Source organism: Vitiosangium sp. GDMCC 1.1324, from assembly GCF_003044305.1.
Classification (GTDB): Bacteria; Myxococcota; Myxococcia; order Myxococcales; family Myxococcaceae; genus Archangium.
This window is the reverse complement of sequence record NZ_PZOX01000003.1, coordinates 80667-99711: the sequence shown is the minus strand read 5'-3', so window position 1 is coordinate 99711 and position 19045 is coordinate 80667. Positions and strand designations below refer to the sequence as shown.

19 protein-coding genes and 2 pseudogenes are annotated in these 19045 nt (G+C 68.5%); 14 read left to right on the top strand and 7 right to left on the bottom strand.

Annotation, left to right across the window (positions count from 1 at the left end; translation table 11 throughout):
• Positions 1-6: 6 nt before the first annotated feature.
• A complete protein-coding gene (locus DAT35_RS08955) occupies positions 7-420 on the bottom strand; it encodes a spore germination protein GerW family protein (protein WP_108066521.1) in 414 nt (137 codons plus the stop codon).
• Positions 421-704: 284 nt separating this feature from the next.
• On the opposite strand from DAT35_RS08955, the gene DAT35_RS08950 reads away from it, so the two are divergent.
• Both DAT35_RS08950 and DAT35_RS08945 read left to right on the top strand, forming a co-directional pair.
• Entirely contained in the window at positions 705-1253 is a 549-nt protein-coding gene (locus DAT35_RS08950; RefSeq protein WP_108066520.1) for a YceI family protein, read from the top strand.
• A gap of 155 nt (positions 1254-1408) precedes the next feature.
• Entirely contained in the window at positions 1409-2104 is a 696-nt protein-coding gene (locus tag DAT35_RS08945) for a pirin family protein (RefSeq protein ID WP_108066519.1), read from the top strand.
• A gap of 71 nt (positions 2105-2175) precedes the next feature.
• Here the strand turns inward: DAT35_RS08945 and DAT35_RS60600 are convergent, their stop codons facing one another.
• Positions 2176-2724 (bottom strand): hypothetical protein, encoded by a 549-nt coding sequence (locus DAT35_RS60600; RefSeq protein WP_233261377.1) that lies wholly within the window; start codon positions 2722-2724, stop codon positions 2176-2178.
• Positions 2725-3001: 277 nt separating this feature from the next.
• Between DAT35_RS60600 and DAT35_RS08935 the strand changes: the two are divergent.
• The 3 genes and pseudogenes from DAT35_RS08935 to DAT35_RS08925 all read left to right on the top strand — a co-directional run.
• Positions 3002-3580, top strand: a pseudogene (locus tag DAT35_RS08935) (peptide-methionine (S)-S-oxide reductase MsrA); the annotation flags it as partial.
• A 130-nt stretch (positions 3581-3710) separates the two neighbouring features.
• Positions 3711-4688 (top strand): hypothetical protein, encoded by a 978-nt coding sequence (locus tag DAT35_RS08930; RefSeq protein ID WP_158501620.1) that lies wholly within the window; start codon positions 3711-3713, stop codon positions 4686-4688.
• Between the two features lie 17 nt (positions 4689-4705).
• Positions 4706-5629 (top strand): thrombospondin type 3 repeat-containing protein, encoded by a 924-nt coding sequence (locus DAT35_RS08925; protein WP_233261375.1) that lies wholly within the window; start codon positions 4706-4708, stop codon positions 5627-5629.
• A gap of 5 nt (positions 5630-5634) precedes the next feature.
• Here the strand turns inward: DAT35_RS08925 and DAT35_RS08920 are convergent, their stop codons facing one another.
• Positions 5635-6372: a class I SAM-dependent methyltransferase gene (locus DAT35_RS08920; RefSeq protein WP_108067197.1), complete on the bottom strand. Its 738-nt coding sequence runs from the start codon at positions 6370-6372 to the stop codon at positions 5635-5637.
• A 156-nt stretch (positions 6373-6528) separates the two neighbouring features.
• Here DAT35_RS08920 and DAT35_RS08915 point away from each other — a divergent pair, with 156 nt between their 5' ends.
• Positions 6529-7116, top strand: coding sequence for a hypothetical protein (locus DAT35_RS08915; protein ID WP_108066515.1), 588 nt, complete (start codon positions 6529-6531; stop codon positions 7114-7116).
• 10 nt (positions 7117-7126) lie between these two features.
• Here the strand turns inward: DAT35_RS08915 and DAT35_RS08910 are convergent, their stop codons facing one another.
• Positions 7127-8083, bottom strand: coding sequence for a histone deacetylase (locus tag DAT35_RS08910; protein ID WP_233261374.1), 957 nt, complete (start codon positions 8081-8083; stop codon positions 7127-7129).
• A gap of 76 nt (positions 8084-8159) precedes the next feature.
• Here DAT35_RS08910 and DAT35_RS08905 point away from each other — a divergent pair, with 76 nt between their 5' ends.
• A complete protein-coding gene (locus tag DAT35_RS08905) occupies positions 8160-9404 on the top strand; it encodes a VWA domain-containing protein (RefSeq protein ID WP_108066513.1) in 1245 nt (414 codons plus the stop codon).
• Positions 9405-9466: 62 nt separating this feature from the next.
• The gene (locus DAT35_RS58050; RefSeq protein WP_146209644.1) at positions 9467-9748 is read left to right on the top strand and encodes a hypothetical protein; all 282 of its coding nucleotides are present in this window, start codon (positions 9467-9469) and stop codon (positions 9746-9748) included.
• A 278-nt stretch (positions 9749-10026) separates the two neighbouring features.
• Here DAT35_RS58050 and DAT35_RS61770 read toward each other — a convergent pair whose 3' ends face one another.
• The 3 genes and pseudogenes from DAT35_RS61770 to DAT35_RS08890 all read right to left on the bottom strand — a co-directional run.
• Complete coding sequence (locus tag DAT35_RS61770; RefSeq protein ID WP_108066512.1) at positions 10027-10401, bottom strand: transposase; 375 nt, start codon at positions 10399-10401, stop codon at positions 10027-10029.
• Between the two features lie 16 nt (positions 10402-10417).
• The gene (locus DAT35_RS08895) at positions 10418-10741 is read right to left on the bottom strand and encodes a hypothetical protein (RefSeq protein ID WP_108066511.1); all 324 of its coding nucleotides are present in this window, start codon (positions 10739-10741) and stop codon (positions 10418-10420) included.
• 204 nt (positions 10742-10945) lie between these two features.
• Positions 10946-11122: pseudogene (locus tag DAT35_RS08890) on the bottom strand (transposase); the annotation flags it as partial.
• A gap of 553 nt (positions 11123-11675) precedes the next feature.
• On the opposite strand from DAT35_RS08890, the gene DAT35_RS08885 reads away from it, so the two are divergent.
• The 6 genes from DAT35_RS08885 to DAT35_RS08860 all read left to right on the top strand — a co-directional run bounded on the left by DAT35_RS08885 (position 11676) and on the right by DAT35_RS08860 (position 18936).
• Complete coding sequence (locus tag DAT35_RS08885; protein ID WP_108066510.1) at positions 11676-12239, top strand: hypothetical protein; 564 nt, start codon at positions 11676-11678, stop codon at positions 12237-12239.
• Positions 12240-12358: 119 nt separating this feature from the next.
• On the top strand, positions 12359-13816 hold the full coding sequence (locus DAT35_RS08880; protein WP_108066509.1) for a ferritin-like domain-containing protein: 1458 nt from the start codon (positions 12359-12361) through the stop codon (positions 13814-13816).
• 34 nt (positions 13817-13850) lie between these two features.
• Positions 13851-15245 (top strand): hypothetical protein, encoded by a 1395-nt coding sequence (locus tag DAT35_RS08875; protein WP_108066508.1) that lies wholly within the window; start codon positions 13851-13853, stop codon positions 15243-15245.
• Positions 15242-16120 (top strand): hypothetical protein, encoded by an 879-nt coding sequence (locus DAT35_RS08870; RefSeq protein WP_108066507.1) that lies wholly within the window; start codon positions 15242-15244, stop codon positions 16118-16120. Before DAT35_RS08875 ends, DAT35_RS08870 begins: the two co-directional genes overlap by 4 nt.
• The gene (locus DAT35_RS08865; RefSeq protein ID WP_108067196.1) at positions 16104-17492 is read left to right on the top strand and encodes a radical SAM protein; all 1389 of its coding nucleotides are present in this window, start codon (positions 16104-16106) and stop codon (positions 17490-17492) included. Before DAT35_RS08870 ends, DAT35_RS08865 begins: the two co-directional genes overlap by 17 nt.
• A 4-nt stretch (positions 17493-17496) precedes the next feature.
• The gene (locus tag DAT35_RS08860) at positions 17497-18936 is read left to right on the top strand and encodes an NAD(P)/FAD-dependent oxidoreductase (protein WP_158501619.1); all 1440 of its coding nucleotides are present in this window, start codon (positions 17497-17499) and stop codon (positions 18934-18936) included.
• The last annotated feature ends 109 nt before the right edge of the window (positions 18937-19045 follow it).

Genomic DNA, 19045 nt, shown 5'->3' with positions numbered 1-19045 from the left:
AGGGCCTCATCTCGCGAACCTCGCGAACCGTCTGAATTTGAGGAGCGGCCTCTCCTCCAGGAACAGGCGGCGCGCGAGCCTCCGGCCGAACGTCAGCAGGACGATGCCGGCCAGAATCTGGGCGCCGAGGACGATGCGGTTGACGTCCACCGCCGGCATCCAGCGCACCTTTTCGTTGCGCAGGATGAAGGCCCCGGCCGGCCGGGCCCGCAGGCCGAAGCCGCTGCCGTAGCCCCTGCCAGCGCCCCCGGTGCGCTCCTCTCCCTCGGCGGCGGTGCCTTCGCCCCCGCCCCCTCCTCCTCCTCCGCTCACCCAGGCCGCGGGAACCAGCGTCACCGCGCCCTGTTGGATGGGGTCTCCGAAGACGCGCCGGACACTGAAGGCGTCGCGAGCCCTGTCGATGACTTCATTGACATCCATGGTGCTACCCCCGTGTTCGAGGACTCCTTCCGGGATGAGGTACGCACCCGCTGGAACGGTCGCACCGGGCGCTTGCCCGGAGGTTCCTCGGGCCCTGGAGGACCGGGGCGGATGGCTCTCCGATTGCGCGGGTGGGGTTCTCCGGATGAGAGCCTCGGCCTCTCATTTCGAGAGGGTTTGTGACCCGGGGGGAGGGGAGGCCTCGTGATTCCAGGGGGTTGGGCGTTGGCAAGCGAGTTGCTCTTGGGGTGAGCCAGAGAGGCACACCACAGGAGATGACTTCAATGTCCATTGAGACCTGGAAGATCGACACCGCCCATACCTCCATCGGCTTCACCGTGCGGCACATGGTGGTGGCGCGAGTGCATGGCCGCTTCAGCCGCTACGAAGGGCGGCTGTTCGTGAATGGCGACCTGACGAATGCGCAGGTGGAAGTGAAGATCGACGCGGCGAGCATCGACACGCAGGTGGACGCGCGTGACAAGCACCTGCGCTCGCCGGACTTCTTCGACGTGGCGGCCTTCCCGCGCGTCATCTTCCGCAGCCGGCGCGTGGTGGCGGTGGGCCAGGAGCACTACCGCGTGGTGGGAGATCTCACCATCAAGGAGTTCACGCGGGAGGTGGTGCTGGACGCCGAGTTCCTGGGCCGCCTGAAGGATGAGTCCGGCACCGAGCGCCTGGCCTTCATCGCGCGCACGAGCATCGACCGCAAGGACTTCGGGCTGACGTGGAACAAGGCGCTGGAGACGGGAGGGGTGCTGGTGGGGGAGCGCATCGACATCGAGCTCGATGTGCAGGCGGTGAAGGCGGTGGCGGTGGAGAAGGCCGCGTGAGGCGGCGAGAGGCTGTCCGGCCGCTCAGCCGACGCCAGATGGCTGGCGGGTTGGTGGCCGGCGTAACGGGTCTGATGGGCGGGACGCTGCTGTCGCGGAGCGAATCGCTCCCAGGCCTTCATGCATCAAAGCAGACTGGAGAAAAGGAGTACCCCATGTTGACCGTTCGACCCTCGGAAGCGCGTGGCCATGCGAACCACGGCTGGCTGGATTCCCACCACACCTTCTCGTTCGGCGACTACTACGACCCGAGCTTCATGGGCTTCCGCGCGCTGCGCGTCATCAACGAGGACCGGGTGGCGGCGCGCAGCGGCTTCGGCACGCACCCGCACCGGGACATGGAGATCATCACCTACGTGCTCTCGGGGCAGATCGAGCACCGCGACAGCATGGGCACGCTCGGCGTGCTGCGCGCGGGGGAGCTGCAGCGGATGACGGCGGGCACGGGCGTGCTGCACAGCGAGATGAACAAGACGGGCGAGGAGCTGCACTTCCTGCAGATCTGGGTCCTGCCCGAGAGCAAGGGGCTGAAGCCGAGCTACGAGCAGAAGGCCTTCACGGAGCAGGAGCGCCAGGGCCGCTTCCGGCTGGTGGTGTCGCCGGAGGGGCAGGACGGAGCGCTGAAGGTCCACCAGGACCTGAGGCTGTACAGCACGCTGTTGGGGAAGGGCGAGAAGGCCGAGTACACGCTGGCACCGGGCCGGCACGCGTGGCTGCAGTTGGCGCGCGGCACGGGTACGCTCAACGGCGTGGCGCTGAAGGCCGGTGACGGGGTCGCCGTGTCCGACGAGTCCCGCCTGGTGCTCAGCGCCACCGAGCCGCTGGAGGCGCTGCTGTTTGACCTCGCGTGAGGCAGCTCGCGAAGGGAGCGTCTGCTCCCGGTCCCCGGCTCATGTGAGCCGGGGAGCCTGCCCGGGCGCCGTCAGTAGCAGGCGGTGCAATAGAAGAAGTCCTGGTGGATGTAATAGGGCGACTCGGTTCCCCAGCAGGTCGTGGTGCAGTCGTCATGGGTCTCACAGCCGCCGACCTGCCCGTCGACCTCGATGGGGAACGAGGTCCAATAGCTGCTGTAGCGGGGACGCCAGAGGGTCGTGCACGACTGGGCGGACACGCGGGAGGTGGACGCCTGTGGAGCGGGCGAGGCCGCCGGCTCGCTGACGGACAGGGGGTTCTTGTAGCAGTAGGGCTTGTTCCCCAGAGAGCAGTCCGTCGGGCAGGACTCCTTCGTCTCGCCATCGCAGCAGATGCCGTCGCCGCAGATGGGTTTGGCGCAATCCTCGGGGCAGGAGGTGCGCTCCGCGAGGGCACAGATGCCATCGCCGCAGACGGCAGCCGCGGTGACGGATCCGCGCTCATCACTGGCACCCGAGGACGAGGGGGTGGACTCGTTCGGGGTGGATTCGGCGCCAGCACCACAGGCCAGCAGGAAGCCGGCGGCCAGCGACACGACAAGGCTCACGGCGCTCTTCATGGGGGATTCCTTTCGCGTCAGCACGCGATGAGGGGTGAAGTCCGTAAGTATGCACTCCAGGCAATCCAGGATGAAGCAGCATTCGCCGTGTCAGGCCTTGCGGGCGGGGAACAGGCGTAACCTCGAGCCGGGTTCATTCGTAGAGGCAGGTGGAGGAAATGCCATGAAGCAAGTTCCAAACGTCGAAGCTGCTTCCACCCGGCTGCTGCCCGTGGACGCGATGACTCCTGGCCGTGTGGAGACGGCGACCTTCGCGTTGGGTTGATTCTGGGGTCCTGATGCCCGGTTCGGGCGTCTACCTGGAGTCATCCGGACCCGCGTGGGCTACACCGGCGGCAGCGCGCCGGAGCCGACCTACCATCGGCTCGGAGACCACACGGAGTCCTTCCAACTCGACTACGACCCGGCGCGGATCTCCTACGAGACGCTGCTGGGACACTTCTGGAAGGAGGCGGATCCCACCGAGCGCCCCTACAGCCGCCAGTACATGTCCGCCGTGTTCTACGCGGACGAGACGCAGAAACGGCTGGCGCTCGCGACGGGGAGGCAGGCCATGGCGGGGAGGAGCGGGCCGATGCTCCTGCCGATCCTTCCGCTGGCCACGTTCCACCGGGCCGAGGACTACCACCAGAAGTACTACCTGCGCCGGTACACCGACCTGATGCGCGAGTTCAGCGCCTACAGCGAGCGCGAGCTCGAGGACTCCACCGTCGCGATGTGGCTCAACGCCTGTGTGGGCGGCGAGTTGAAGCGGGAGGCCCTGGAGGCCGAGCTCGGGCGTCTCGGGCTTTCGGAGGCCGAGCACCAACGGCTGCTGCGACTCGCCCGGATGGCTCTGGCGCACCGCCGCCGATGAGGGGGGCTGGCTGTCATTCCAGTCCTGAACACCGTGATGCCGGTTTGTCAGGTGACGACCGTTGCTGGTGCATGGCACGATGCCAACCGCGTGCGTCTGGGTTTGCATCCCGGACGAGCAGGAGGAGCCCATGCCCCGTCGCCAGATGGTGGTTCCAGGAACGGGAGGGGTGCTCTACGAGAGCCCGGAGGGAGCGCGCATCGCGAGCATCTTCGAGCTCGTCACCCAGGCCAATGCCTCGCAGATTCTGCGCTGCGAGCACGGGCCGGATCCGGAGGTGCTCGAGCCGCTCCGCAACGCGCTGAAGGTCCGCGGGCACATGACGCTCGCCTACGAGCCCTTCGAGCACGCGTTCCCCAAGTGGACCTTCTTCGACTACGACTGGCGCCTGGACATCCGTTACAGCGGGAAGCTCCTCGCCGAGCGTCTCCAGGCCGAGGCTCCGCTCGGTGACCGCTGGCGGCTCGTGGCTCACTCCCAGGGAGGGCTGGTGGTCCTGGCGGCGGCCCGCCTCCTCGGCGCCGAGGCGATGGCCCGGCTCGTCCAGAGCGTGTGTTTCGTGGGCGTGCCCTTCTTTGGAACGGTGAGCGCGCTGATCGCCCTGCTGCAAGGGACCCTCTTCGACCGTACCGTTCCGAAGGAGGTGGTGCGGACCTGGCCCTCCGTCTACCAGATGCTGCCGCGCTGGAGCGTCACGCGGGAGGGCTCGAACCGCCCCGAGCTGTTTCTGGACGCCCCCTGGATGAACGCGGGACTGATGCCCGCGGCCGGGGCGCCCGTGGAGCTCTCCCAACACATCGACAGGTCCATGCTCGAGCGGGCGCGTGCGCTGCTCCGGGTGACGACCACGGGCTATTTCGAGCCCCTGCGCAGGCTCGACTTCATCCGCATCATTCAGGGCAACAACCTGGAGACCCCGCTGCGGCTGCCTCGCTTTCCGAGCACGGACGAGCCCGTCCAGGTGCCGGGCGACGATCTCGTGCCGGATCAGCTCACGCGCGACAGGCTTCCCTCGTGGGTGCAGGACGAAGCCACGATCCGGCGTCTGCCAGCGGCGCAGCACATGCTCCTGTGCAGTGACCCCAACGTCTTCGGGCTATGCCTCTGATGCGCTCCGCTCCGCTCATGCTGACCGCTGTTCTCCTGTTCGCGTCGGCCCTGGCCGTCGCCCAACCCCCACCGGCGCCCGAGCCCGTGCCCCCCGTCGCCGACAGCGATGGGGATGGTGTGCCCGACCTTCCGCCTGGGGCGACGGAGGCACCGTCGTGTCATCCCGGCCGGATGGAGGGCTGCGCGGACAACTGCCCGCTGGACCCGAACCCGGGCCAGGAGGACAGCGACGGGGATGGGGCGGGGGATGCCTGCGACCTCTGCCCGCTCGTCCCCGTGAAGGGCGGCGAACACGCCGATGCGGACAACGATGGTGTCGGCGACGAGTGTGACAACTGCCGTCTTCCCAATCCCCGGAACGAGAGCGGTGAACAGGCCGCGTGTCCGGATGCGAAGTCCCATTCGGAATGGAAGGATCCCAATCCCCTCGGACGGCGGTTGCAGATCTTCATCCGCCCGTTGGCGCTGGGGTATCGCTACCGGGGGAACTGGGTGGGCTCGACCGGACTCGGGCTGCACCTGGGAGGCTCGCTCGGCGAGTGGCGTTTCGACGAGAAGGGCACGGCCCTGAAGGTCCCCTCCTGGTACTGGTCCGCCGGTTTCTACGGCGATTCGGTCAACCTCTTCGGCGCCCAGCACCTCGGGCCATACGCGGCGCTCGACTTCCGCCCGCTGGATTGGGCTCCCTACGCCCGCTCCTGGGCCAAGGAGCTGAAGGTCGGCATCGGGGCCCAGCTGCTCTGGGCCAAGCGCGTGGAAGGCGTCGAGAAACGCCCCCTCCAGCTCGGTGCCGGGCCCAGGGTGGGCCTGCTCGACATCCTCTCGGTGATGCCCTTCGTCCAGTTCGATCTGGCCAACGCCGCCGCCGTCTCCTGGGGCGGGATGCTGGTGTTCGACTTCAAGGTCCTGCAGGACCTGGGCGTTCCGGCGGCGAAGTGAGCGGTTCAGCGCTCGCAGCGCAGCGCCACCGCGTGAGGGTTGTCGATGTAGTCCTGCCAGAACGCCCGGCCAAACTTCGCAATCCCCTCGGGGGAGCACTCGGGGCGCTGCCAGGTGATGTTGCGGAAGCCCGCCTCGCGAAGCACCTGCTCGTGCGTGGCCCGGCTCCACAAGGAGAAGTGGATGGTGAAGGGGATCTTCGTATGCAACTCCGCGGAGATTGCATGTCCCTCCCGAGGGGCCTCCGGGAAGTCCAACATCGTTATTCCATAGCGGGTGCTGTTGGGACCCTTCGCGCTGAACTCGGGGTTGAAGGCGTAGGTGACGAAGCTGCCCCCGGGCTTCAGGTGGGCATGGATGTTCCGGCACATCCGGAGCATGTGCTCGGGTGAGCTCGCGTAGTGCAACAGATAGATGGCCGTCACGATGTCGAAGGAGCCCAGCGTGGGCATGTCGGCCACGTCGGACACGTGGTACTCGATGCCCTGCGGTTGCGTCTCTTCGTACCGCCGGGCATTGCGAATCATCTCCTCCGAGATGTCCACACCCACCACCCGCGTGGCGCCGCGCGTCTTGAACTGCCGCGTGTACAGCCCATCACCACAGGCCAGGTCGAGGACGGTCCTTCCCTCCACGGAGCCGAGCGCCTTGAAGAAGGTATATCCCTCGATGTACTCCGAGCGCACCGGCAACACGTCCCAGTCCGCGACCTTGTCTCCAATCTGGTCATACTGCGCCGACATGTCCTGCTCCCTCTGCTGGCCCTGCATGCGCTGGGTTGCACATGCAACGCAAAAGATGTTCCTAGCCTGGGGAGCTGGCGGCGCGCCAGAGGGGGGCGAGCGGAGCTCGTGAGGGATCTTCACCTATACTGGTGGGACCTGGAGGCGGAGCCATCCATGCAAACCCTCGCCCGCTACGCCTGCGTCTTCGCGCTGCTGGTCCTGTGCGGTTGTGGCGGCAGGAGGGAATACCGGATTCCACCCGGTGCGACCGGCACGCTTCCGTCGGGCGCTGGCTATCCGTGCAAGCCGGGCTGGTGGAGCGGGGACACGATCGAGATCACCGCGCACGTCAGCGGCGCGAGCTTCCGTGCGAAGCAGCTCGGCTCCGCCACGGTGCACTGCCCGAAAAGCACCATCACGTTCGTCGTGGAAGAGCTGACCCGGCTGGAGATCTCCGGACCGGACAGCGTGGCGGTGGACGAGCTGCCCGAGCCCGAATACCGGCTCCAGGCCTATGGCCCGAGCGGGCAGGAGATCGATCTCGGGGTTCTCTCCAGTCCGGACATCGCGTGGAACGCTCCTGCCTCCTTCCGTCTCAGACAGCCGAGCTGTGGCCACATGGCCGCCATCTGCTCGGGTTTCATTGGCAACGGGGAGCTCATGCGGGCCGACCCACAGGAGCCAGGCATCGTGGTGCTCGAGGCCAGGGTGCAAGGGAGGACCGCGTCACGCACCATCACCGTGAAGCCCAAGGCCGAGTAGCACCGAGGGCTCACCGGAAGACGGTGAGTGCCGTTTCGTAGGTGCCCACGTGGGCTTCCAGGGTGGCGGTGAGGGGCTTCGCGTAGCCGCCGCCCAGGGTGAGCACCAGGGGGATGCCGCGATGCCAGGTGGCCTCCAGCACCAGCCGGTCACGCTCCCTCATCCCGGCATGGGTGAGGGAGAGCCGGCCCAGGGAGTCCTCCGCGAGCGGATCCACTCCGGCCTGGTAGAAGAGGATGTCGGCGCCGGAGGCCTCGAGCACCTCGGGCAGGTGGGCGGCGAGCACGTCGAGGTAGGCGCGGTCATCCACGCCATCGGGCAGGCCCACGTCACGGCTGGAGCGCTGCTTGCGGAAGGGGAAGTTGTGCTCGCCGTGGATGGAGAAGGTGAAGACGGAGTCGTCGCCCTCGAAGATGGCGGCGGTGCCGTTTCCCTGGTGCACGTCCAGGTCCACCACGGCCGCGCGCTGGATGCGCTGCTCCGCCTGGAGGACGCGCAGGGCCACGGCGATGTCGTTGAAGACGCAGTAGCCCTCGCCGTGGTCGGGGAAGGCGTGATGGGTGCCTCCAGCGAGGTTGCCGGCGAGCCCGTCCTCGAGCGCGGCCCGGGCGGCGCCCAGGGTGCCTCCCACGGAGGCGCGGGAGTGGAGGAGCAGCTCCTCGGACCAGGGAAAGCCCAGCCGGCGGACCTCGGCCTCGGAGAGGGTGCTCGTCCAGAGCGCGTCCAGGTAGCGCGAGGTGTGGACGCGCTCCAGGTCCTCGCGGGAGATGGGCTCGGCGGCGCGGAACCAGCCGGATGGGAGGACGCCTCGCTCCAGAAGCAGCTCGCGCAGGAGCCGGTACTTCTCCATGGGGAAGCGGTGCCCGGGAGGGAGGGGAACGGCGTACTGGTCACTGTGGAAGACGCGCACGGGTGCACACAGGCCTATCTCCGGGCCGGAGCGGGTGCAACCGGGCGTTAGACCCATCTGGCGGCTCGTCCGTTACACCCCAGAGCACACGCTGGAAATTCGAGCCGGATTCCCTCTCCCCGGAGCCCTTGCCATGATCCTGAAGCCCTTCTCGCGCCCCGTTTTCGGGGCCGCGCTCGCCCTCGTCACGCTCGCTTCTCCCCTGGCCTTCGCTGGGGCCCCCACCAAACCCGCGCCGGCCCCGGTGCAGGCCCAGGCACCCGCACAGGGCGCGCAACCCCAGCAGCCCTCGTCGCAGCAACCCACGTCGCAGCAGCAGCAGGCGCGGCCGAGGATCGACCTGGTCTTCGTGCTGGATACGACGGGCTCGATGGGCGGGCTCATCGAGGGGGCGAAGCAGAAGATCTTCTCCATCGCGTCGCGGATTGCCCAGGGCAAGCCCACGCCCCGGGTGAGGGTGGGCCTGGTGGCGTACCGGGACGTGGGGGATGCCTACGTGACGAAGCGGTACGACCTCACGGAGGACCTGGACGGCATCTTCACGAACCTGCGCGAGCTGGATGCGGACGGAGGGGGAGATACGCCGGAGCACGTGGGGCGGGGGTTGGGCGAGGCGGTGTCGAAGCTGTCGTGGGACGCGAACCGGGAGACGATGAAGCTCATCTTCCTGGTGGGAGACGCGCCGGCGGCGGATCGCCATGACGACTGGAACTTCAACCACTGGGTGAAGAGGGCGGCGGAGAAGCACATCGTGGTGAACACGGTGCGCTGCGGAGGGGACCCGGAGACGGAGACGCAGTGGAAGCTCGCGGCGAAGACGACGGACGGGCGGTACGAGTCGCTGGAGCAGTCGGGCGGGATGGTGGCGGTGGCGACGCCGTATGACGCGGAGCTGGCGAAGGTGAACGCGGAGCTGGCGCGCAAGACGATGTACGCGGGGAAGAAGGAGGCGCAGGTGGCGAACCGGGCGAGGGCGGAGCAGATGGCGGAGCTTGCGCCGGAGGCCGCGGCCGAGCGCATCCAGTTCATGAAGACGACGCGAGGGGCGGGGAGTGCGCCGGCGGCGGCGGCGGCGGTGAGCAGCGCGCCGGTGGCGGTGGGAGGGGCGGTGGACCTGGCGGCGCAGCCGGATGCGCTGGCGAGCGTGAAGGACGAGGAGCTGCCGTCGGAGCTGCAGGGGCTGGACGCGAAGGCGCGGGAGGCGAAGGTGAAGCAGCTGGCCGGCGAGCGGAAGTCGCTCGAGGAGAAGGCGGCGAAGCTGGCGGCGGAGCGTGACTCCTGGCGGGCGAAGAACGTGGCGGAGAAGGATGACTCCTTCGACGCGAACGTGATGAAGGGCGTGAAGGAGAAGGCGGCGAAGTACGGCCTGAGCTACTGAGCTCCTGGACGAACGGGTTAACGTCCGTTCCATGAGCGAGGAGTTCGGAGACCTCGGGGGCGATGCGCGGGCGGACGACCTTCCGTCACTGCGGCGGCTGGAGGATGACCTCCAGCGGGCCGGGTGGCGGAAGGAGGGGAAGACGATCACCCGAGGTCCGGCGCGCGGTGCTCGAGCGTCTGGGCGATTCGGATCGGCGGGTGCGGCGGTTTGCCCTCCAACTCCTCGGTCAGCTTCAGGAGGTGGATGCCGAGGTGTGCAGGGCACTTGAGGAGCAGGTCATCCTGGACGACGACAACCGGATGCCCGCCCTGCGCCTGTTGGCCAGGATCGACCCGGGCTGAGTCCCTCATCCCGTGCTGGGCCGGCTTCGGGGGAGTGAGCTCGTGCGAGTCCACGTGGAGGCGGCCGTCGACGGCGTCCTTCGGGAGCAGTTGTACCGGAGCAGGCCCGCGCCTTCGCCCGACCCGGCGGCGGACGAGCGCATTGCCCTGCTGCTGCGGGACGTGCCTCCGCCTCGGGACGCCTCCGAAACGCCGGCCCGGGCGCTCGCGCGTTGGGCCGCGGACTTCCTGCCGTGTAAGCGTTCACTGCCTCGGAGCGTCAGGGCGGTGGTCACGATTCAAGAGGCAGGCAGGAGACAGGGAACAGCCTGTCCATGCGCCGCGGCTAGGTAGTCGAGTACATTGCACTGCTGCAGCTTGAGCGTGGTGACGGCCGTCAGCATCCGCTCGATGTAGCGGCTGCCCTCGGGGCTGTGAGTCCCGAAGCTGCCCTTGCGCATGCAGACGGCGGGGCGCAGCGCACGCTCGGCCCGGTTGTTGGTGGGCTCCACCTGCTCCCTATGCACGAACGCCCACAGGGTCCGGGCACGCAACGCCACCACCGCAGTGAGCCGAGCGCCGCAGGCTCCGCTCGGCACGCTGAGGGGGCTGCTCAGGGAGATGCAGCAGCAGCCGAGCGAGGCCTGGCGCAGGGTGGGCCATGACGCAGCCATGCTTGACACTCACCGCTCATTTGCTTTGGCAGGCTGAGGGAATCGCCACGACGGGCTTCGAGAGCTCGCACAGGCCCACGGGGCTGACGCTGCTGGCAGGGCACGCGAAGACCCGATCCGTCGGGGTGATTTTCCTGCCGACTGTGACTGCAGCCGCCTGGTCGACCGCGCACACATTGTTGATCGCGGTGCAATTGACCGCATCGTTCACCGCGAAAACGAAGAACAGCTGTTGACCCGCCGGGCAGTCCGGGATCAGGGCGGATGCTTCCCGGTGAGAGCTGTTACAACCGGCTGCGAGGGATAGACCGAGCAGGACGACGGCCACCTTGATCTGCATGACAAGCTCCTTTGACTGCGCAAGTGATTGACGAGCAGCGATTGGAGTCTGAGCAACAGGCATGACCGCTCTCGGCCGGTCACGATGACGGGGCACTCGAAGCGAGATAAGAGCCTGTTTCGGTAGGTACTACTCCTGACGGGCTGCTCCTCGGGCGAGGATGCTTTGCAGTGCCCTACCGAAACAGCCACCAAGCTAGCATGGGACGAAGCGACTTCCCCCCTGACCCTGCGTGCCGAAGGACGTCTTATACATGACGGCGTGCCCGATGCAGCGCTCGCCGAAGTTGTTGGTGGGCTCCAGGCCCGGCACATTGACAAACGTCCAGAGGCACTTCTCCCTCTGGAGGATTTCCCGGGCCATGCCGGCCGTCTTCGAGCGCCTACGACATCTCGCTCCGCCACGCGCGCCGTCAGCGACCCGTTTCCTCGGGTTGGTTCACATCTGCGGGAAGTCCCGCCGCAGAGGCTTCTTGCTAACCCGGCACACAGACTCGAAGCGGATGCGGGCCACGCTCCAGGCGCTCAAGGGCGCCATGGCGCGGCGCCGACATGACCCAGTTGATGAGCAAGGTCGTTGGCTCGGCTCTGTCGTCCGCGGGTACTTCGCGTACCACGCGGTACCGACGAACAACCGAATCATCGGCCGTTTCCGAACAGAGGTCATCCGCGCGTGGGCGAAGAGCTTGCGACGGCGAAGCCAGCGTCACCGGCTGAACTGGAGGCGGATGACTCGACTCGCGGACCGGTGGCTACCGTCCGCGAAGACCCAGCATCCCTGGCCCGACGAGCGATTCTACGCCAAGACCCGAGGTGGGAGCCCAGTGCGGTAACTCCGCTCGCTGGGATCTGTGCGGGGGGCGGCCTCAGCCGGAAACGGTGAAGGGCCGTCCCTACCGCGACCCCTGCCGTTTGGACGCGAGCTGTGTGTCCGTATGGCGCTGGCCGCCGCGCGCCGCGTGGTGGGACTCTGGGACGACCAGTACCCGACGGACGAGGGGCCTCGGAGCGGTCTCATCGCCCTGGAGGAGTGGGTATGCGAGCCCGGTGAGGAGAGCGCTCGGCGGGCGGTGAGACTGGGCAACAACGTTCCCAGCCAGTTCTGTTCTCCGGATGCGTTCTCGGCCTCCTGGGCCGTCACCTACGCCACGAAGTGTGTCACCTCCGAGGAGCCGCCAGGGGAGTGGAACCCGGAGAGCGAGCCTCGACGCATGGAGGGCGGCTACCTGGGCACTTGTCTCCACGCCATGTGCCGGGCGCTCTCCGGAATGTCTGTCATCACCTTTGCCTTGGGCTACAGCGAGGACTCTTCGCCTCCGCTCTCCCCGGAGCAGGCCGTGCGGGAGGTGAGGAAGGTCATCCAGGACGAGCTGCTGCCCTGGCTGTGTGGCACGTGGGATCCCGTGAAGGAGCCGCTGCGCCGTCGGAGGGAGCTGCTCGCGGCGGCCCGTCCCGCGGAGCCCGTGGATGCAGCCCGCTCTCTGGGGCGCTACCCATAGCTGTCGGAAGATGAACAACAACGCGGCCGCGTGTGAGTGATTCTCGCGGCAAGGATTGTTCTTTCCCGGAGGTGGATGGTCTGGTGCGTGCGCTGCATCCACGACGTCTCGGAGGGGACATGCGTTTACGGATGAGCAGGCACCTGAGCTCGATTCTGCGATTCGAGCCCGCCCCGGCGGTGCTTCGCACCCTGGCGGTGGAGGCCCGGGGCGTGAAGCCCCTGATTCGCACCGAGCCGGTGCTCCCCCCCGAGTTCTCCTGGCATGACTACGCCGTCCTCCTGCTCCACATCGCTGCGGAGGTCGAGCATGCCCTGATGGTGCAATACCTGTACGCCGCCTATTCGCTGGGCGGACCGCAGGTGCCGCAGAAGCACCGGGAGCGGGTGCGGCACTGGCAGGAGGTGGTGCTGGGCATCGCCAAGGAGGAGATGGGGCACCTCATCACCGTGCAGAACGTGCTGCGGCTCATCGGGGGGCCGCTGAACCTCGACCGCGAGGACTACCCCTGGGGCAGTGAGTTCTACCCCTTCGAGTTCACCCTGGAGCCGCTGACGAAGGACTCGCTGGCCCGTTACATCTTCGCGGAGATGCCCGCGGGCTGGGACACCGAGGAGGCGCGTGAAATCAAGAAGCGCGCGGCGAAGGGCTCCTCCGGGCAGCAGGCCCTGCATCGCGTGGGTGAGCTGTACGACCGGATGCAGAAGGTGCTCGCCCATCCCGAGTACCTGAAGGACTCGGACTTCCAGGCCGCCACGACGACGTTCCAGGCCTCCTGGGACGAGTGGGGACGCGGCTACGTGCGTGGCGCTCGGGGACAGGCCACCGCTTCGCCCCGCCAGGCCACGCCCGATGTCATCGTCCAGCCGGTGAGCACCCGGGACGCGGCCGTCGAGGCCCTGGCGGCTGTCGGCAAGCAGGGTGAGGCTCGCTTCTATGACCAGGACCTGGAAGAGAAGTCCCACTTCCGCCGCTTCCTGGAGATCTACCGGGAGTATCCGGAGGGCGAGTGGACGCCCACGCGGCCGGTCCCCACCAACCCCAAGACAGAGCTCAACCTGAACGCCAGCCGGGTGGTGCGCGCTACCCTGGGCAAGGCCCGGGCGGCGGCCGTGCCCGAGAGCGTGACCATCTCCCATCCGGAGTCCGTCACCTGGGCGCACCTGTTCAACCTCCGCTACCGGATGCTGCTGGTGAACCTCTCGCACGCCTACCAGCTCGCCGGAGCCACGGGGCAGGGGGACGCGCTCACCCCGCGCGGGCTCCTCATCAACCGCACCTTCGGTGAGATGTACAACGTGCGCTCCATCTCCAACATCCTCGTGCAGCTCCCGCTGGACGAGTCCGGATCCGGCGCGGTGGCGGCACCTCCGTTCGAGATGCCCTACTCGCTGGAACTGCCGGACTCGGAGGTGGACCGTTGGCGGCTCCACCGCGACCTGCTGGTGGCGGCCCGTGACCTCACCCAGAGCCTGCGCAATCGCTACCCGGAGCGGCACACCGACTACCTCCAGGCCCTGGAGGCGATGGATGAGGAGGCGCTGGCGAGCGTCCGTCGGATGATCCCGAAGTCTTGAGCCGCACCCGCTCCGCTCCACCGGAGGACCTGGCGTGACCATCAAGGAACTGCGAATCCTGCCCCCCCTGGCCATCGCGCGTCTCGGCTCGGCCGAGGACCCGCTCGATAACTACGAGGTGGAGGTGCCTCCCGATGAGCCGCTCGGGTTCCGGCGCATCCGGCCGGCCCCCACCTTCCGGGTGGACCCGGCTTCAGGTGCCATCTCCGAGGCGTTCCTGCCCGAGGAGGTTCGCTTCAAGTCGCCCGAGGGCCACATCCGGCCCGTGGCTCCGTTCCTCGAGGTGTGGGCGGTCACCTCGGCGGACAGCCTGGTGCCACTCACCCTGGAGCTGCTCGCGGAGAACGGGCTGAAGCCCTCGGATGTGAAGTGGGAGGTGCGCGTGGGCAACATCAAGCCCTACCGGCGCACCGGGGACGAGAAGGACAAGATCCTCGCGAGCACCGGGCGCTTCTCCGACCACGAGGTCCACCCGCTGGAGGGCAAGTGCCGCAACTTCCTGCCCGGCAAGGTGCTGCCGCTGGGCTCGGTGCGCTACATCCGGCCCACGGAGGACTTCCCGGAGATCCGCCTGCGCTTCACCCCCGCGCACGGCAAGGTGTACGGCGCCAGCGAGGAGACGCCAGGGCCGGACGGCAAGCCCATTCCGGACGAGAACATCGCGGAGGTCATCTACAACCCGAAGGGCAAGTGGCTGGGTTACGCCGAGAGCGCCGCCCCTCAGTTGACCATGCCCGCGCAGATCTACGCCGGCTATCAGAAGGGCAACGACTGGGTGAGCCGAGGGTACATCGACGACGAGTGCGACGGTCTCGTCCACGTCCAGCTCAAGCTCAAGGGCGCGGCCGAGCCGCTGAAGGCCTTTGCCCGCATCGGTGCGGGGCCGCCCGCCTTCGCGCCGGACAGCTTCCCGGTGCGCACGGTGGCCGATGATCTGGACCAGGCGCTCCACGGCCCGGTGGCGAGCGCACGCGATGCCTCGCTCGAGGCGGCCGAGGACATCGTCCGGCGCGCCTTCGAGACCGTCCGGCTGATGAACACCGCGGTGATGAATGGCAACACGGTGAACGGCCAGGTGGATGTGGCCAGCACCATGGTGCGGCAGGACACCGCGGACACCGGTCGTCTCTTCGAGCCCATCATGGCCCCGTCGCTGGTGGACAACCTGACCATCCGTGCCCTGCACCAGAATGTCTTCACGGCGCTGCGCAGCGGGGCGGCACCCTGGTTCTCGGACGTGCTGCGGCGTCATGACGAGGTGGGGGACCTGAGCAACAAGGGGCGCCGGAAGATGCCAGCGCTGATGCGCGGGGCGGACGGGCGCGCCCTGACGCTCACTCGCCGGCAGGTGGACATCATCGAGAAGGCCGCGCGCAAGGCGTTGTTCCAGCAGCCCGTGCCAGGCAAGAGCGGGGGAGAGAAGGAATGAAGAAGCTGGATCCGAAGAACCTGTCCGCGCAGCTCCACTACCGGGCCGCGGGCAACCCTCCCGGCTCGCTGCCTTCGTCCGCCATCTCCAACTGCTTCCCCGGGTTGGAGTTCGACTTCCGCAATGTGTGGCGCCGCATCTTCGTCGGCATCGAGATGCACGAAGCGGACAACTACGTGCTGAAGACAGACCGCGGTTTCGAGCACCTGCTCCACCACCGGCTGCTGCGCGTGGATGGCCATCCGCTCGTCGTGCCCGTCATGGGACCCCAGCGCCCTGGAGCCGATCCCTCCCATCTCGTCACGCCGGCCAACCCCGCGGGCGTCACCTTCATGGAGTGGTCCAACGTCCTGGCCGAGGTGCTGCACGCCAAGGCGGGCAAGAAGGTCCGCTGCGAGTTCACCCAGGAGGAGTCCCCCCTGCCGGCGGCGATCCCCAAGGACAAGAAGCAACTGCTCGCGGTGGACCTGGAGATCCGCCCCTTCTTCGCTCGGGGCGAGCAGGGCCAGTTGGCCGTCATCGCCGAGGAGATGGCCGAGCCGGGTGAGTTGACCCAGGGCCTGTGCTCGCCGTGGCAGAACGACTACCGCGAGTGCGCCTGCTACTACTGGGCCGCGAGTCGCCCGGACTACGTGCACGTGGAGCAGGGGCCCCAGGGCACCAGCATTGGCATCAACTGGCTCCAGAAGAACCGGAGCCCCGAGGCACCCCAGCAGTACGTGCTGGACAACCGCGTGGACACGCGGCTCGTCTCGTATGACGACCTGTTCCGTCACTGGGAGGAGTCCCTGCACTTCCAGGTGGAGGGAAGGGATGCGGACGGAGCGCCCCCGGAGGGGAGAGAGCGAGCGCGCACGGATGAGCAGCCCGAGTGAGGTGCTCGGCGGTCCTCCAGCCTCGTCCCAGGCGCGGCGGCTGTTCGCGCTGTCCGCGCCCCACGTGCCGGACGTGCACCTCTTCCAGACGGAGCTGGGACGGCATCTGCTGGTGGTGAACGGAAGCCGGCTCTTCGACGTGGACGCCGAGGTTTCCGAGGCCCTGGACCGTGCGCGTCTGGTCCGAGATGGAGGGGCCGTCCAGCGGCTGCTGGAGGAGCTGGGTGTCTCCGATGCACCCTTCATCGACGACCAGCCGGTGGAGTCTCCGCCGGTGCGGGCGCTCTCGTTGGCGGTGGCGCAGAAGTGCAACCTCGGGTGCACGTACTGCTACGCCCAGCAGGGGGACTTCGGCGGCCCGGCGCGCAACATGCCGCTCCAGACGGCGCTGGACTCGGTGGAGCTGCTGCTGCGCGACGTGGGCCGGGGCGAGCGGGTGAACCTCTCGTTCCTCGGAGGCGAGCCCCTCTTCAACCGTGCCGTCATCCGGGCCGCGACGGAGCGGGCCGTGGAGCGGGCTCGGGAGAAGGGGGTCTCGCTCACGCTCTCGCTCACCACCAACGGCACACTGCTGAATGCCGACGACGCCAGCTTCCTGGAGGAGCACGGCTTCGCGGTGACGGTGAGCCTGGATGGACGCCAGGAGGTGCATGACCGGCTGCGCGCCTTCAAGGGAGGCCAGGGCAGCTTCGCTCGGGTGATGGAGAACGTGGCGCCACTGCTGGCCCGCCAGCGGCGGATGCAGGTCTCCGCGCGCGTCACCGTCACGCCGCAGAACCTGGAGCTGCGCGAGACCCTGGATGCCTTCGTGGGCCTGGGCTTTCACAGCGTCGGCTTCTCGCCCATGCTCAGCTCTCCCACGGGGCGTGATGAGCTGGGGTCCGCCGAGCTGGAGCTCATGCTCGAGCAGATGGTGGACTGTGGGCGGGAGTTCGAGCGGCGGCTCATCGCTGGCCAGCGCTACCCGTTCTCCAACATGGTCAACGCCATGCGCGAGCTCCACAAGGGCACGCACCGTCCCTATCCCTGCGGGGCTGGCGCGGGCTACCTCGGCGTCTCCGCCAGCGGCGAGCTGGCCGCGTGCCACCGCTTCGTGGGCGATGAGGAGGGGGCCATGGGCGACCTGCGCACGGGGGTGGACCGGGAGCGGCAGGCGCGCTGGCTCACGGAGCGCCACGTACACCGCCAGGAGCCGTGCCGCTCGTGCTGGGCGCGGTACATGTGCAGTGGGGGTTGCCACCACGAGGTCATCCAGCGAGGGCGTCCGGCCTGCGACTACATCCGGGGCTGGCTGCACTATTGCCTGGAGGCCTACAGCCGGCTCTCCCAGGCCCGGCCGGACTACTTCGGTCTGGCCCCCGCAGCCGGGTGAGCGGGTGGAGGAACGGCTCGAGACGGAAGTCTGCGTCATTGGCGGAGGGCCGTCGGGGGCCGCGCTCGCCCTGCGGCTGGCGCGGCTCGGCCATGCGGTGTGCCTCGTGGAGCGCCATGCCTTCCCCCGGCCCCACGTGGGCGAGTCGTTGACGCCGGGCGTGTGGCCGCTGCTCGACGCGCTCGGAGTGGGGGAGATGGTGCGGCAGGCGGGCTTCCTTCCCGCGCGAGAGGCGTTGGTGCGCTGGGAAGACGCCACCGGGCGCCGTGTGCGCGCTCCCGCGAGAGAGCCCGGGGTGCTCGTGGACCGGGGGCGCTTCGATGCGCTGCTGCTGGGCGCTGCGGCCTCGGCGGGCGTGAAGGTGCTCCAGCCAGCCGTGGCGCGGCGTCCGGAGCGGAAGGCGGACGGCTGGGAGTTACGGGTGCTCCACGAGGGGCGGTGGGTCCTCGTGTCGGCACGGTTCCTCGCGGACGCGAGCGGGAGGGCGTCGTGCCTGGGCGGCCGGAAGGTGCCCGTCTCCACGCGGACCCTGGCGCTGTATGGCTATTGGCGAGGGGAGATACCTCACGGTCCGGAGACCCGCGTGGAGGCGGGACCGGACGCCTGGTACTGGGGCGCGCATCTGCCGGATGGCACCTTCAACGCCATGGCCTTCGTGGACCCCGAGTCGCTGCGCGAGCGGGGCATCGGGCGGCGGACGCTGGAGCCCTTCTACCGCGAGCTGCTGGGCCGCTCGGGCCTGCTGGGCGCGTGGACGGCGCCACGCCTGGTCAGCGGCGCGCTCGCCTGCGACGCGACCTGTTACCGGGACGCGGAGCCCATCGGGGAAGACTTCATCAAGGTGGGCGAGGCCAGCTTCTCCCTGGATCCGCTCTCCTCCTCGGGCGTCCAGAAGGCGCTGCAGACGGCCCTGAGTGGCGCCGTGGCCGTGCACACGTTGCTCGTCCGGCCCGGCAGCGCGGACGCCGCACTGCGGTTCTACACGGACGACCAGCGCTACTCCGTCGAGCAGCACGCGGCCTGGGCCGCGGGGTACTACCGGGAGCAGCACGGCTACGAGGAGCGGCCGTTCTGGAAGCGCCGGGCCCTCCCTTCTCCTCCCACGCTGGCGCCGCCAGAGGTGCGGCCCGTGGCGGGGGACGAGTTGCAGCACCGGCGCTGGCGGCTGGCGAGCGAGGCATCCCTGGTGGACACGCCCTGCATCGTCGGGGACGTCATCGAGGTGCGCCGGGCGCTGAGCCATCCCCGGCTCGCGAGGCCCGTGGCCTATGTGGACGGAGTCGAGCTGGCGCCGCTCGTGGAGGCGATGTGTGAGGGATTGACGATGCCGCAGCTCGCGGACACATGGGCGAGGCAGGTGCCGTTCCGGCAGGGGGTCGCCCTCCTGGGCTGGTTCTACCGGCAGGGGCTTCTCTCGGAGGCCGCCGCGAGCGATCCGCCCTGACTCCGAGATGTGTCCGCTACCTGCCGGTGCCGCGGCAGGAGAAGGGCCGTCCCAATCATCGACTGTCTGCTCGTGTGGGCGAAAGCCCAACAGGTGTCACCGGAGTCTG